12 protein-coding genes are annotated in these 15,716 nt (G+C 47.2%); 4 read left to right on the forward strand and 8 right to left on the reverse strand.

All coding sequences use genetic code 11. The features are described 5' to 3' along the window. Positions 1 to 25: 25 nt before the first annotated feature. The 5 genes from MKY85_RS27815 to MKY85_RS27835 form a co-directional block, all read right to left on the reverse strand. On the reverse strand, positions 26 to 886 hold the full coding sequence (locus MKY85_RS27815; protein ID WP_339257771.1) for a M56 family metallopeptidase: 861 nt from the start codon (positions 884 to 886) through the stop codon (positions 26 to 28). Between the two features lies 1 nt (position 887). Then, entirely contained in the window at positions 888 to 1,304 is a 417-nt protein-coding gene (locus MKY85_RS27820) for a BlaI/MecI/CopY family transcriptional regulator (protein WP_339257772.1), read from the reverse strand. 210 nt (positions 1,305 to 1,514) lie between these two features. Beyond that, the gene (locus tag MKY85_RS27825; protein WP_342571275.1) at positions 1,515 to 2,978 is read right to left on the reverse strand and encodes a catalase; all 1,464 of its coding nucleotides are present in this window, start codon (positions 2,976 to 2,978) and stop codon (positions 1,515 to 1,517) included. A 293-nt stretch (positions 2,979 to 3,271) separates the two neighbouring features. Beyond that, positions 3,272 to 4,078 (reverse strand): winged-helix domain-containing protein, encoded by an 807-nt coding sequence (locus tag MKY85_RS27830; protein ID WP_253441518.1) that lies wholly within the window; start codon positions 4,076 to 4,078, stop codon positions 3,272 to 3,274. Next, entirely contained in the window at positions 4,054 to 4,449 is a 396-nt protein-coding gene (locus tag MKY85_RS27835; RefSeq protein WP_036612807.1) for a transcriptional repressor, read from the reverse strand. The genes MKY85_RS27830 and MKY85_RS27835 overlap by 25 nt, the downstream gene beginning before the upstream one ends. Positions 4,450 to 4,722: 273 nt before the next feature. Here MKY85_RS27835 and MKY85_RS27840 point away from each other — a divergent pair, with 273 nt between their 5' ends. Continuing rightward, entirely contained in the window at positions 4,723 to 5,841 is a 1,119-nt protein-coding gene (locus tag MKY85_RS27840; protein ID WP_342571276.1) for a diguanylate cyclase, read from the forward strand. Positions 5,842 to 5,948: 107 nt separating this feature from the next. Here the strand turns inward: MKY85_RS27840 and MKY85_RS27845 are convergent, their stop codons facing one another. Further along, a complete protein-coding gene (locus tag MKY85_RS27845; protein WP_342571277.1) occupies positions 5,949 to 6,887 on the reverse strand; it encodes an aldo/keto reductase family protein in 939 nt (312 codons plus the stop codon). 176 nt (positions 6,888 to 7,063) lie between these two features. Beyond that, positions 7,064 to 8,701 carry a histidine kinase dimerization/phospho-acceptor domain-containing protein gene (locus MKY85_RS27850; protein WP_342571278.1) on the reverse strand — a complete coding sequence of 546 codons (1,638 nt, stop codon included), beginning with the start codon at positions 8,699 to 8,701 and terminating at the stop codon, positions 7,064 to 7,066. Positions 8,702 to 9,182: 481 nt separating this feature from the next. Between MKY85_RS27850 and MKY85_RS27855 the strand changes: the two genes are divergently transcribed. The 3 genes from MKY85_RS27855 to MKY85_RS27865 all read left to right on the forward strand — a co-directional run bounded on the left by MKY85_RS27855 (position 9,183) and on the right by MKY85_RS27865 (position 12,709). Next, positions 9,183 to 11,144, forward strand: a complete 1,962-nt coding sequence (locus MKY85_RS27855) for an anaerobic ribonucleoside triphosphate reductase (protein ID WP_342571279.1) — start codon at positions 9,183 to 9,185, stop codon at positions 11,142 to 11,144. After that, positions 11,141 to 11,650, forward strand: a complete 510-nt coding sequence (nrdG, locus tag MKY85_RS27860) for an anaerobic ribonucleoside-triphosphate reductase activating protein (RefSeq protein ID WP_342571280.1) — start codon at positions 11,141 to 11,143, stop codon at positions 11,648 to 11,650. Before MKY85_RS27855 ends, nrdG begins: the two co-directional genes overlap by 4 nt. A 219-nt stretch (positions 11,651 to 11,869) precedes the next feature. After that, complete coding sequence (locus MKY85_RS27865) at positions 11,870 to 12,709, forward strand: methyl-accepting chemotaxis protein (protein ID WP_339238416.1); 840 nt, start codon at positions 11,870 to 11,872, stop codon at positions 12,707 to 12,709. Positions 12,710 to 12,772: 63 nt separating this feature from the next. Here MKY85_RS27865 and MKY85_RS27870 read toward each other — a convergent pair whose 3' ends face one another. Beyond that, positions 12,773 to 15,595, reverse strand: a complete 2,823-nt coding sequence (locus MKY85_RS27870) for a glycoside hydrolase family 3 C-terminal domain-containing protein (RefSeq protein WP_342571281.1) — start codon at positions 15,593 to 15,595, stop codon at positions 12,773 to 12,775. Positions 15,596 to 15,716 lie beyond the last annotated feature (121 nt).

Here is a 15,716-nt window from a genome sequence, read left to right on the forward strand (position 1 = left end):
TGACCTCACATTTAGCCAAATTAATCTATCCGATGGACCAGACAAACAAGACAGACAGCAATAGGAAAACAGTAACCGACATCAGAACAGCATAACGTGGCAATCTCAGTGTCACATCCTGTTCCGGGTTAAGCAGACGTGAAATTCGGACATTCACCGACGTATCCGCAAATGAGGATTGAACGGTCAGTTCTTTGGCCCCCCAAGGTTCAGGACAAGCACGGAGCAGCTTGAGCAGTGCACTGCCAATGCCTGCCACATTTCCTGTACGCTCAATGGCCTCATTGTCTGCGAGAATTTCTCTAACGATATGGTATTGCTTTGAAGTGTGCTTTAAAACAGGAATATACGGCATCATGATTGCAAATACCGACAGTAACGTCGTCTTCAGAGGATCACGGTGCCACAGATGGTGTACTTCATGATAGACAACCGCTACTTCCTCTTCCGCATCAAGCATGTCCAGTAGCCCAGTGGAAAGTACAATATAGGGTCTCCATAAACCAATGGTAAATGCGACGGGTGAACGCTTGTCCACCACAATGAAACTTGGCTGTCCTAGGTCATGATATGTGGACTCCAACTCACGGGATAACGCCCGAATCTCCATGGAGCGGAGCTTGTGGATTGCTGCCCGTGTTTTCATCATACGTACCGTTAGCAACCAGCTTGTTCCTGCAAAGGTCAGCAAGACCAGTGCCAGCAGGAAATGTCCAACGGATAACCAACCCAGTCGACTCATCCAATGATTGCAGAGCCAGAGCAGATTAAACGGGATATCCCAGCCAAAGATTTTGTACATCGCGTACATGAACATCTGCATGAACACGAGTAGCGGAATGCCAAACCCGACGGTAAACAAAAGTTTCGAGCGGGTCTTCCACATCTTAATCGCTATCCTTTTTCCATTGCTTGATCTTCTGTTCCAGGCGTTCAATCAGACCTTCATCTGCTTCGTCCAGTGCATCCAGCATATGATTCAATGCCAATGCTCCGAATTCATCCACCAACTCATGCGACAGTTCCTTGGATTGGTCGTTCATAAACTCCTCCTTGCTCTGTACCGGTTGGTACAAAGATGTTCTGCCCTTTTGTGACTTTCCGAGAAGTCCCTTGTCCACGAGCCGGTTCATCACTGTCATGACTGTATTAAAATTGACGTCTTTGTCTTGTACAAGTGCGGTCTGCACTTCACGGATGCTGCTGCCTGGACGAGCCCATAAAATGTCCATGATCTTGGCCTCCAGCGGACCGAAAAATCGGTTGAGCCCACGCTCACCCACTTTAAAATTGTGTATTCTCATGTTCTGACACCCCTCACACTACCCATTGTAGTGCCATCAAATGAGAAGTCAACCTCTATGTCAGCTATTTTATGTAAATGATTTGTAAATTTGTTTTCCATTTCAGTAAAAAAGGCCAAAGACCGGGAAATTCCGCACGTTTCGCGGTTTTCCCGGTCTTCACCGAATATCAGTCCATATGATGTTGTGAGAATATGATTTTACTGCGCTTTATTTTCCATTCTGTGACGGCATATGTGCAGATATATCCACACCAAGTCCATGAGCCAGACGTCCGCCTAGCTGTCCATCCGCACGGAAGAAGTGGCATAACGCACGCATTTGAATATCGACTGACACTCCCTTAAGATCATTGATCAGATTATCCAACAAGTGCTGCTGCTCTACTGGAGTAAATGAACGGAAAAGCTCTCCTGCTTGCGTGTAATCATCCGTTTTCTCAATTTTCTCGCGTGTAACATGCCCTTGTAATGGAACCTGACTGTCCCGGTATGCCGGATCTTCCTGCGGGCTGTTTCCGGAACTGTTCGGTTCATAGTTCACCGGAGATGGGTCCTGATTCACATTCATGAGTCCATCACGCTGATGATTACGAACGGGTGCGTACGGGCAATTCACCGGAATTTGCAAATAGTTCGTTCCAAGCCGGTGCCGCTGTGTATCCGGATAGGAGAATAGGCGCCCTTGCAGCAATTTATCTTCGGAAGGTTCAATTCCAGGGACAAGCGAACTAGGAGAAAAGGCCGCCTGTTCCACTTCAGCGAAGAAGTTTTGCGGATTCCGATTCAGTGTCATGGTCCCTACCGTATGAAATGGCAGTACATCTTCAGGCCATGTTTTGGTTGGGTCGAGTGGATCAAAAGCAAAATCATCCATTTGCTCCGGCTTTAAGAGCTGAACCTGTAGCTTCCACTGCGGGTATTGCCCGTTCTTGATATGTTCATGCAGGTCACGGGTAGCATGATTAAAGTCCTGTCCTTGTACCTCGGCAGCTTCCTGACGAGAGAATCCCCGAACCCCTTGTGCAGACTCCCATTTGTATTTCACATAATGGACCTGCCCCTGTGCATTAATCCATTTGAAAGCATGTACGCCGAAACCATCCATCTCCCGATAACTGGCCGGTGTGCCTAGATCTGAGAACAACCAGGTCATCATATGCGTTGATTCAGGTGAGAGGGTCATAAAGTCCCAATATCGGGCGGGGTCCTGAATGTTCGTATCCGGAGCCGGCTTCAGAGAGTGAACCATATCGGGAAACTTCATCGCATCACGAATGAAGAACACAGGCAAGTGGTTACCGACGATATCATAGTTGCCTTCCCGGGTGTAGAATTTGACGGCAAATCCACGTGGATCTCGTGCAGTCTCTGGTGATCCCGTACCGTGAATAACGGTCGAAAAACGAACCAACACATCCGTCTCCGTACCCGGATCTTGCAGGAAATCCGCTGTTGTATAAGCCTTCATACTCTGCTCCAGCTTGAATACACCATGAGCCCCGGCACCTCTTGCATGTACGACTCTTTCAGGAATACGTTCACGGTCAAAGTGGGCAATTTTCTCAATGAGATGATAGTCTTCAAGCAATGTCGGCCCTCTTCTGCCTGCTGTGCGGGAATTCTGGTTATCACCTACAGGTGCTCCCTGATTCGTTGTCATTCGTTCTGTCATCCTGTCGTCCTCCTCTAATGGATCTCACGGCTGCTATATATCTACTACTAAAATCATATTCGGCTTCGATATAAATATACATTTAGACTTGATCTAACTGTTAAATTGATTCTAACATGTCCTACGCTGCTCTTGCATGAGGTTCACATGAGATTAAGATGAGGTTCCTCAACACTTCATGAATGAACCATGAACATGTTTTCAAAGAACGTGATGAAGTTATAAGGTCTGTAGTAGGTTGTACCCGAAAAAGCTTGATATGAACGATAATCATGGCAATAAAAAAAAGCGGACTAATCCGCCAGGCGGTAGCCCACTCCTCTTACCGTTACGATATATTGCGGCGAAGACGCGTTATCGCCCAATTTTTTGCGCAAGCTTTTGATATGAACATCAACCACATTACTTCCACCTGTAAAGTCTGTTTCCCAGATATCGCTGAGCATCTCCTCACGGGAAATGACTGCACCTTTGGCATCAATCAGCTTGAGTAACAGATCATATTCGGTCTTGGTTAGATGGATCCGGTTATTATCACGCTGCACACTCATCCGTTCACGATCAAGCCACAGATCTTTGAAGCCGACACGCTGCCCTTCCTCAGGCAAAAAGCCACGTTTGGGCAGAGCGGGACTGTTGCCAATCATACGCTGCACCCGGTAGAGAGCTTCCTGCGGGCGTGCAGGCCACACCAGCAATTCCTCCTGAAGCATCGGTCCACTCGCGCTGCCGATCATCTTCTCACCGACCAGATAGAGACAAGGGGTTGTATGCTCAGCCTCACGATTCAATCGACTGCTAATGCCGGCAAATGCATCGATCGTTCCGGCAACAGACAGATCATAGATCAACAGATCGAAGACAAGACGCTCATGCAGATCCGGTTCCCATCGATGAAAGACCAATACATCGAAACAGCTATCCGTTAAGGCCTTTACCAGTTCATGAACTTGCCCTGGCATCGGGCTTATCAGAATAACCCGTCGTGTAACAGGACAATTGTCCACAAGAGGTGCTGCATCGGACAAAGCAGGTTTAACCCTAAGTGGTAAGCGGCGGCCAGGAACTTTTATTTTTACTTGATCCGTTTGTTTCTGCATTCCCCGCAGACACCTCCAAAGACCACATGAGCATGATCGATTGCATATCCGGTTTCTTCAGCTACCTGTTTCATCCATTGTGGAGGAACCTCTGTCATCACCTCGTCCACTTTGCCGCACACTTCACACATGATGTGCTGATGATCGTCCATCCGGGCATCGTAACGGCTTGCTGTCTCTCCGAGTTTAAGCTCTCGTATCAATTCTTTATCCGTCAGATAACGTAGAGAATTATACACCGTACCATAGGCCAGATTATAACCTTGTTCCACTAGTCGATTCATAACATCAGCAGCTGTCGGGTGATCCTCCGAATGGCGCACCACATCATATACCGCTTGCCGTTGTATCGTCAGATTTAAAGTTCTCACAACCATTTCTCCTTTATATTGATGCATTTTATATGAAATCAGACACTGATCTTCTACTTAGGATGGTTTTCCCAAAAAACTAAGATTACATTTTGATTTAGATTAAGTATAAATCTTATTGTATATCGAAGTCAATATGCACGCCAACATCCTGGCAATGCAAATAAAACACCTTTCCCAGCAATCCCCTCATATATTTGGGATAATATGGTTCGCTACGACACCGCTTTTCAGATAAAATGTAGGGATGTGCGTAAAAAGGGGGAATGTCGGTTGTTTAGCACTTTTTTCATTAATATTTGTGTCATGATTACGTTTATGTATGTATCCGGGATCATTGCAAAGTTCTATAGTATCCGATTGCCTTTTCCCTCGTTACGTGTTCAGTTGATCGGCGGCTTATTATTCGGCATATATGGCACAGTACTCATGAACTATTCCTTCCCTCTGAACGAGAGTACGATTGTAGATCTACGGCATCTGGCGATCGTTACCGCAGCGGTATATCTGGGAGGACTGGCTTCGGTCGTTACGGGACTTGTGCTCTCGATCCTTCGTATTCTGATGTTTGGCTTGTCATCCTCTGCCATAGATGCAGGATTTGTCATGACTCTAATCGGGTTGTCCGGTGTATACTTCGCTTATGCTTCCTGGTCCAGACTGACCAAAATTATTACGATGAATCTGCTCGGCATAACGTTAATCTTTATCATCCTCATGTTGAATACAGACAGCATGAATTCATTAATGAAGGTATATCCGTTACAAATGACCATTTCCTTCATCGGTGGAATATTCATCTATTTCATCGCAGAATTCATCAATAAATCCAATGAAATGTTATTTCTATTGGAGAGGAGAGCATCTACCGATCATCTTACCAACCTTAGCAATCGACGACAGTTCGAAAAGTCACTTCTATCGGAACTTCAACATGCGCGGGATTACCAACAAAAGCTGTCCTTGCTTGCCATGGATATTGACCGATTCAAAAAGGTAAACGATACCTTTGGTCATTCCGCTGGCGATGCCGTTCTGAAGCAACTCGGACAACTTCTTGTTGAACACGCACGTTCTGCGGATATCGTGTCTAGAAACGGTGGTGAAGAATTCGCTATACTCTTGCTCGACTGTGGACAACGGCAGGCCATGGCTACCGCCGAATCTATCCGGCAGGCAGTAGAGAAATATCATTTTGCCCTGCCTGACGGGCACACCACACGTCTAACCATCTCCATTGGCGTAGCCGTGTATCCGGATCATTGTGTGGAGCAAGACGATGACGACTTCTTCGAACAGGCAGACCGTGCACTATACGAAGCCAAGAATACAGGACGTAACCGTGTATGTGTCTTACCTTTAAGGTCCTTGCCTCTTACACTGGAAAGCTGACGGCTCCAATTGAAAAAGGGATGTCCCGCACGCCAATCACAGGCGTACAGGACATCCCTTGCTTTATATCTCACTCCATATCATCCCAGCCCAATATCTGACTGGAATCAGGAAAGTATACCTTCAATTTCCTCAATAATGGTAGCATCCAGCTTCACGCCAGATGCAGCCGCATTTTCTTTTACCTGGTCGGGACGACTCGCCCCTACAAGTGCACTGGATACATTGTTCTGGCGCAGAATCCAGGCCAAGGCCAGTTGCCCAACCTTCAGGTCCAGCTTGTCCGCCACTTCAATCAATTGGCGAACTTTCCCGATGCGATCTGCATTGATCTTGCCTTCGTCCCATCCTAGCTTAGCCGCACGACTGTTCTCGGGGATATCTGATACGGAAGTATATTTCCCGGTCAATAGACCTTGAGCAAGCGGGGAGTATACGACTTGTCCGATACCCTTACGCTCACCTAGCGGAATAATTTCATTTTCAATATAACGATCAAACATATTGTACACGGGCTGGTTCACCACGATATGATCCAAGAGCAAGCGATCTGCTGTACCCAAGGCAGCTTCCATCTGAGCCGCAGTCCACTGACTGACACCAACATACAGCACCTTGCCCTGACGTACCAGATCATCAAGTGCGCGGAGTGTTTCTTCAATTGGTGTCTCGGTATGATAGCGATGGCAGTAATAGATATCCACATATTCAACGCCTAGGCGCTTCAAGCTGGCCTCACATTGTTCCTTAATATGTTTACGAGACAGCCCCTGGTCATTCGGACCATCCCCCATTTTGCCAAATACTTTTGTTGCAAGCACGTAGGAGTCACGAGAATACGCTTTGAGCGTCTGTCCCAGCAGTTCTTCTGCTGCACCCCGTTCGTATACATTGGCTGTATCAAAAAAGTTAATGCCTTCATCGAATGCAGTTTCAATTGATTTCACCGCATTTTCACGTTCCACATACCCTCCGTACGTCAGCCAGCTTCCAAGGCTGATCTCGCTTACTTTCAGTCCGCTTCCACCCAATCTGCGATAATCCATTGATTGCATATCCTCCTCTATTGGTTATAAAGATGAAGTACACATTCTATTGTAACGTAACCAGCTCGGATGAAAAGGGCTTTGGCGCAGAAATTGGATAAATGCAAAGGGAAAAACAAAGAAGCGCACCTGTAGCAGGTGCGCCAACTGAGATAACTTTCCATTCGGCTGCCCGTTTAGGGCAGCGTAATACTCAATGCATTCAACAAATCAGCTTGTCTGACCGGTTTCGTCAGAACAGCATCAAAGGTTTCCGCTTCGTGCGGGTCAATGTGCATACCATATGGAACCAGAACAATGACGGGCAGATTCTCCAGCCGCTGTTTCATTTCATGTACGAAATCAACTGCGCCGCCCTCTTGAAGTCCCATATCCACAACGGCTACATCCGGCTTGAAGCCCTCCTTGATCCACTCATGTGCTACACTCGAACCCGAGGTCATATGCACATCCATCTCCCATCTGCGCATCAGGGAAGAAACGCCTTGCAATATATCCGGGTCCTTGGCGAGCAGCACCTTTTTCCCTTTTAACCGCTGCTGAATACTTGCAAGTTGAGGTAACTCCCAGTATCTGCGTAAGGGAAGGGCAATATGGAATTCCGTCTCATTCTCTCCCGCACTACTCACCTGAATACGCCCATGCATGAGAATGGCAAGATTTTGGCTTACTGCCAAACCCAGATTGCTTCCGATCAGTTTTTGGATATCCAAATTTTCATCTTGGCCGTTCAAATTACGCAACTTCTTATCGGATACCATCTGACCCGTGTACTTCACCTTGAGCGCAAGTGTACCCATATCCTCTGTCTCTTCGCCGTTCACCATGGCCGTGATCAGAACTGAGCCTTCACGCGTTGAATCGAGAGCATATTGAATGACATGTGCAAGCAGCTGTCCAATCTTGATCTCATCACCAACAAATACTTGCGATACATTCAAATCAAGATTCAATCCCAGATCAATATTCTTGCCCGATGCCATTCCGGCATAGAGATAGACGGTATTTTCAATGGTGCCGACCAGATCAAACGGATCATCATGAATAACCGTTTTGCCTGCCTCATTAATATTGAAGCTCATCATATTATTCAGGAGCGAGAGTAGTATGTTGCCACTCGTCTCGATCATATTCACATATTCTGATTGCTCTTCAGACATATCCGGAGTACGCATTAGATCCGTCAACCCCAGAATGCCGTTCAACGGATTGCGAATCTCGTGACTCATCAGTTTGAGCATCTGTGCTTTGGTCATGGCCTCCGATTCGGCTCGTTCTTTCTCTGCCTGGAGCTGCTCTTGCAATCGTTCCGAATCACTCAACTTTCGCTCCTGAACATGCAGCGTGCTCTCCAGATCCACAACATATCCCAGAAAGACAGCCATCGCGTTCAGCGTCTTCATGTCCGTTTCACTGATCACATAACCAGCATTGTCCATTAGACATATCGTTCCAAATGTTTCGCCAGATCTTCGTATGATAGGTACACCCACGAAGAAACGGCTCCCAAGCCCATTCGTAACATCCATGGAACTTGTCATTGGGTGTTCACATGTATTCTGAATGGTAAGAACGCTACCTTTGTCTCTTAACACCAGACTGCAATATGATTCGTTAAATGAAAGCTCACTGCCTTTAACAATCAACTCTTCCGTACGATTAAAGGCCTCCAAAATGACATTCGTCACCCCATCATTCGTGGCAACGAAGATGGTATTGACCTTCAATATCCCGCTTAATACGTCCACGATATGGGCCGCAGCTTCCTTTATATCTTCATAGAAGCCTCTCGTAATGCCTTCTGCCGTCCCCATGATTCACCCCTCTTGTCTTAGCTGCACTTTCAAATCTGTACATCAGAATGTTTAATCATGTACAAGGGTTCATCAAGAATCCGAATATCTGTCACAATCTATACTTATATGATTAACACCGTAGAAGTAAAAGAGAATCATACTCCCTGCCAATCGCCCCTTTTAGGACAAAAGCAGGTCATGAACTGATAACGTAACAAGCGTAAATATACTGCAAATTGCCTTTTCAAATGGCTCAAAGTTCATCTTGTCCAACTTCGGATATTTTACATGCAGAATAACTAGAAATTATACGCTTCTACTCAGACTTTGGGAACCTTTATCCGCAGTAATTAAAGGAAAGTCCATTTTGTCCATTAAGTTGTGTGACCATTATCACACCCAAAAAACCACATATAGTTTATAAATGGATAATACAAATCTACATATAGTATTTAACGCAATTTAAATGATCAATACATCATTTTAGGAGGAACCTTACATGAACTTGCTTGAGTATGCCACTCCACCGGCATCCGATCTATTATCCGACCTGGGAAGACGAATTATTGGCGCTGAAGATGCCGATACGCTGAGGGAAAATGCGAATCTGAACGGGGACTCCTTCAGCGGCAAGATGAGCAGGCTCGGTTCGGAGACCGCCAAGTGGCATGCTCTGCGTCATGTGTTGCCGGAAGAGCTTGCTCAAGCTGTGGAGAACGGGGATCTGTATGTACACGATCTGGATCAGTATGCACTTGGCACAACCAACTGCATCTTTATCCCGTTTGACCGCCTTCTTGCTGCGGGTTTCAATACAGGCAACGGATCGGTTCGCACACCTCAGACGATCATGTCTGCAATGGCTCTGGTTGCAATCATCTTCCAATCCCAGCAGAACAGTCAGTATGGCGGCGTATCAGCCAATAAGATTGATTGGGATCTGGCTCCCTATGTGCAGCGATCGTTTCGCAAACATTATCGCAAAGGACAACGACTTTTTGGTGAGAATGCCCTGATTGAAGATGAACAACTTCATCTGGACAGTATGGAAGCGAAGATTCAGTGCCCACGCGCATATGACTTCGCCTATGAAGAGACTGAACTGGAGACGGGACAAGCTGCCGAATCGCTGATCCATAACCTGAATACGATGAGCAGTCGGGCTGGTGGACAGATTCCATTCACATCACTGAATTATGGATTATGTACTTCTGCGGAAGGACGGTTGGTATCACGTTCATTGCTCGAAGCAACGATTCGCGGCCTGGGCAACGGGGAAACTCCCGTGTTCCCTCAGCATATTTTCCAATGTAAACAAGGGGTCAATCAGGCTCATGGCGAGCCAAACTATGATCTGTTCCGCCTTGCGGTCACCTGTTCATCCCGGCGGATGTATCCTAACTTTGTCAATGTGGATGCCTCGTTCAATCTGCCTTTCTATCATCCGGAAGATCCGGATACGATCATTGCAACCATGGGATGCCGCACACGTACTCTGGCTGACCGATTTGGTCGTAATCGTCAAAGTGGTAAAGGTAATCTGTCGTTTAATACCATCAACCTGGTCAAGCTCGGCATCCGGTTTGGCATCTGCCAGGGCAACAGAGCGGTTGCTGATCGGGCGGAATTCTACACTGCACTGGAATCCGTGATGCAAAATGCTGCGCATGGTCTGTTGCATCGGTACCGTATCCAGACTGTTCAACCTGCTAAGGCGTCAGATTTCATGATGCGGGAGGGTGTATGGGAAGGCGGGGAGCAACTTGCTCCGAATGAACCCGTTGGGGATTTGCTCAAACATGGTACGTTATCCCTGGGTTTTATTGGCCTGGCAGAATGTATGACAGCTCTCTATGGACGCCATCATGGACAGGACCCTCATGTGCATCGTGAAGCGCTGAACATTATTCGCACCATGAGAGAGTTCTGTGATCAGATGAGCGAGCAGCATAACTTGAATATCACCCTGTTTGCTACACCTGCTGAAGGGCTGTCCGGCAAATTCACGAAGATCGACAGAGCGCGGTATGGGCTTATTCCTGGGGTTAATGATCGGGAGTATTATACGAATTCATTCCATATCCCCGTATACCACACTCTTCCAGCTTATCGGAAGATTGAACTGGAGGCCCCATTCCATACGTTGTGTAATGCGGGGGCAATCTCCTATGTGGAGCTGGACGGGAACGTTCGAGCCAACACCGCAGCTTTCCTTCGAATCGTGCAATATGCACTGGCGCAGGATATCGGGTATTTTTCCATTAATCATCCGATTGATCGCTGCCCTGCATGCGGTTATGAAGGTGTTATCGGGGATGTATGCCCAGGCTGCGAAGCCCATGAGAACCATGTACACTTCCAGCGGTTACGCCGTGTAACCGGCTATCTGACCGGAGATTACAAAGTGCGCTTCAATGCTGCGAAGCAGGCCGAAGTACGGGATCGGGTGAAACACCGATGAATCTATATGGATACATCCCGGAATCGGTGAATGAGGGGATCGGCCTGCGTGCGGTGTTGTTCATCAGCGGTTGCCGCCACGCCTGTCCGGGCTGCTTCAGTCCGGATTCGTGGAGCTTTCGGGCGGGTGAGCCTTTTACAGAGGAGCGGCAGCAGCAGATTCTGCATGAAGTGACGAACCATCCGTTGCTCGATGGCGTGACGTTGTGTGGTGGTGATCCCTTTTTCTCGGCAGCAGAATGTGCGAACTGGATTCAGCAGCTCCGCACTGCACGTCCTGATATGACAGTATGGGCCTATACCGGATTCGCATATGAAGAGCTTGTTACTGACCCTGCGAGAGCGCAGCTTGCCCGACTATGCGACGTTATTATCGATGGGCGATATATTCAAGCTGAGCGTGACGTCTCTCTACCCTTTCGCGGCAGTCGGAATCAACGCTTGATTGATGTTAGTGCAACACTAGCCACTCAGACTATCGTTACGATGCAGCTCAGTATGCCATAAACATTGATTGTACTCCCCCTCCCCAATTATCAAGACATGAGTCCCCCAGCGGACTTGTGTCTTTTTGGCGTATAGAGATCTGCCTTAAAGAAATAGGATTTATCCATTCTCTCTATTTTCTTCTCTATTGCATGACGATATATTATATAGGTAGTTATTAATTTAGCATTTAAAATTTAACCGTTTACATAAGGTAATCAGGGAGGAATCATCTTTTATATGGATATTGTTCAAGCTTTAATTACATGTATGCCTTTCTTTCGAGATACGATTCGTCAGGATGTAACCCTCTCCGTTATTGATCATGAAAAATTCTTATATTTCTCAGCAGGAGAATCATTAAAGCAACTGAATTATCAACCCGGCGACCCTCTATTAGATGTAAATCGAAATTTTGCTGATCTCAACGGCGGTACAGTCAAACGATTCGATCACTATCCTAAAGATTTGTTTGGTGTTCCTTTTGATGTAGCTTTTATTCCTATTAAAAATGAACAAGGTGAAGTCATCGCCCTATTTAATCTGCTCTACAGTATGGATGACCAGGACCAGCTGCAACAACTCATGGATGTTACCGAAAATCTGACCAACCAGTTAATTGACAGTGTACAGCATGTAGCTGCACACTCCGAGGAACTCAGTGCCACAACCGAAGAGATCCGGAACAACTCCAAACAAGCCGTACAGAAATCAGGAAATGTAACTCAGGTCGCCAGTTTCATTCGTGAAATCTCCGAACAGACGAATCTGCTCGGCTTAAATGCGGCCATTGAAGCGGCTCGTGTAGGTGAAGCAGGTGCAGGTTTTGGCGTTGTTGCCAAAGAAATTCGCAAACTGTCTGTGGACACCAAGGAAGCGACGGCCCGTATTGAAGATTCTCTTCTATCCGTTCGACAATCCATTCAGGGCATGGAGAATGAACTGGGTGAGATCACGGCAAGCTCTCAAGAGCAGGCTGAACTCGTAAACAATTTCATGAGCACAATTGAGCAGCTGAACGAAACCAACAAACAATTGAAGCAATTTGTGCAAAAAATGATTACGTTTGACGGAAAATAAAAAGGCGTACAGACGAACAAAAGCCTCCGAATGCATTCGGAGGCTTTTCCATGTGCTATTGACTTAACGAATCTGGAAATGGCTGATACGTACACCTGCCGACAGCACAATGTATACATCCTGCGCGCCTGATGCACCTGTGAGTTCTGCCTTCACGGTAGACCACTGTTGGGCTGCGCCTTGTACCAGTTCCACACGTCCTGCGAGTGTACCATCCGGTGAGCCGAGTCGCACTTCCAACACAGCGCCAGCTTGTTCTGCGGAGACACGTGCTTCCATTGCTGCTGCCCCACTACCCAGATCGGCATCTTTGAAGGCAATCCATCCTTGCTCTCCAACTACACGGACAGCACTGCCACCCTCTTTGCTCTCATCCAGATCAACACCCAGGTAAGCATCATAATTCTCGGCACGGGTAGCCACGCCTAGATTACGAGCTGGGATCGTCTCTCCTTCTACCGTGAGGTCTGCAGCCAGTTGAACATCGGAAGATGACTTGGCCACCATAATAGAGTAAGTTCCACTTTCCACGACATATCGATCACGTGTTACATCCCAGATTGCCAGTTCCTGAACAGGCAAGGTAAAGCTGACTTTAGCTGTAGCTCCCGCTTCGATAGGAAGACGACGGAATCCTTTTAACGTTTTGAGTGGACGTTTCACCCGGGATTTGCCTGCACGAACGTACAACTGTACAACCTCGTCACTGGCGATTGAACTGGTATTGGTCACATCGACGGTTACCGTTACGTTGCCCGCTGTATCAACTTGAGCTGGGTTAAGTTCCAAATTGCTGTATTTAAACGTTGCATACGTCAGACCATGTCCAAACGGATATAGTACATTGCCTTCAAAATATTGATACGTCCGACCGGATTGAATGATATCGTAATCCTTGATGTCGGTCAATTGATCTGCGGATTGTACCCATGTCATGTTCAGACGGCCTGCTGGCGCATAGTCGCCATACAAAACGTCAGCTACTGCGTTACCCAGTTCCTGTCCTGCGTGTGAAGTATACAATACCGCAGGGATGTTCTCCTGAACCCAATTGGACGTGAACGGATAACTACCTACAATGACGACAACCGTGTTCGGGTTCGCGGCATAGACCGCCTCAACCAGACGTTGCTGGGATTCGGCGAGATCAAGACTTGGACGGTCAATCTCTTCTTTCCCGTTTACAAGCGGATTATTACCAACAAAGACAATCGCCGTTTCCGCAGCCTTGGCAGCTGCTACCGCTTCCTCAATTCCGTTCACAACCACATCCTGCTTGAATGTTTCTGTGGCACCGAAAGTCTTCAGTTCTTCTGACACTGCGAATGCATCGTTTCCACCATTAGGTGCAGTCAACGTTTTGCCATTCCATGTAGTCAGACCTATACTACCATCCTGTTGTGGCAACAGGTGGAATACTTCCTTCACGAACCAGCCATACACTTCATCAGCGGAAGCTGTTACGGTCTCTTCATCAGTCGTTAGATATTTGCCGTTGCTTTCGGCCTGCAAAGTATAACTTCCGAAGCCCCAGTCGGACACCATGAACGTCTCCGCTTCTCCCGATGCAATAACAGGTGATTTCTCACCATCCGCCAGTCCAATCTTCTTCCCATTGGCTACGGAAGTTAACGTAATGCGATCATTTCCATCCTTGAACGCCACATTATCGCTGCCTACTTTGCCACGGATTGCTTCAAGCGGGGTTACATTATACGGCATGGTACCTGCATACCAGTCACGATAGACGGTTCCGCCCAATTGACCAATCACAGCCACTTTACCTGCCTTCGTTTTGTCCAGCGGCAGTGTGCCTTTGTCGTTTTTGAGCAATACCACTTGTTCTCTCGCAGCTCGAAGCGACAGTTCTTTTGCTTTCTCCGTCATCATGGACTCTTCACCAATAGTCGCGTATGGATTACCTTCTTCTGGATCGAACTCGCCCAGACGGAAACGCACACGGAACGTATTAAACAACGCCTTGTCGATGTCATCCATCGTGAGTGTGCCTTGTTCCAACCCTTCACGCAGTGCCTGTTTGGACAGCTCAGCATCATCGGTGATGCTATCAATTCCTGCCTTTACGGACTCTACCGTACCCGGTGTGTGGGAATCATAGTACTGATGATCGTTCTTGATGCCCATTACGTCGCCTGCATCACTGACAATGAAACCATCCATACCCCATTCGCCTTTGACAATCTCGTTTACAAAAGGATGCAACAATGCTGGCGTACCATTAATGGAGTTGTACGCAGTCATCATGGACTGTGCGCCGCCTTCTTTGAACGGCTTCTCAAATGCTTTCAGATAATATTCACGCATGTTGCGCGGATCGATGCTGGATGAACCACTTCCACGATCCACTTCGTTATTATTCGCAAGAAAATGCTTCAACGTAGCTACCGCTTTGTAATACTTGGGATGGTCGCCCTGAATTCCTTTGACCAATGCTGTCGTCAGCTCCGCTGTCAGTTCCGGATCTTCCCCATACGCCTCTTCATTCCGTCCCCAGCGCGGGTCACGTTCCATATCCACTGTAGGTGCCCACAGCGTAAGACCGTTCACTGCCGGATTGCGTTTATAAAATACACGTGCCTCATCTCCGAGAACGGAGCCAATCTCCTTCATCAGATCCGTATCCCATGTGCATGCCAGCCCCACCGGTTGTGGGAAGGATGTTGCTTCGCCAAGCCAGGCCAAGCCATGTGCCGCTTCTGTTCCGTGTTTGTAAGCAGGCACACCCAAGCGATCTACTGCTGGCTGATATTGCAGCATGGATTCAATTTTTTCATCTTCAGTCAAGCGGGATACAAGATCTTTCACGCGGGAATCCAAGTCTAGTGCTGTATCTTGAAACGGATATTTCGTTTGGTTGGTGGTCATAGTGAATCTCCTTTGGTTATCGGTAGTTAGGACGTTTCTCAAAACTCGCTAAATTCAAAATGATAGCGAATACATACATGAATAAAAAACGAGGGTAAATTTGGATAAATTTGTTCTTCCA

Origin of the sequence: Paenibacillus sp. FSL R5-0749 (genome assembly GCF_038595085.1) — a bacterium.
Classification (GTDB): Bacteria; Bacillota; Bacilli; order Paenibacillales; family Paenibacillaceae; genus Paenibacillus.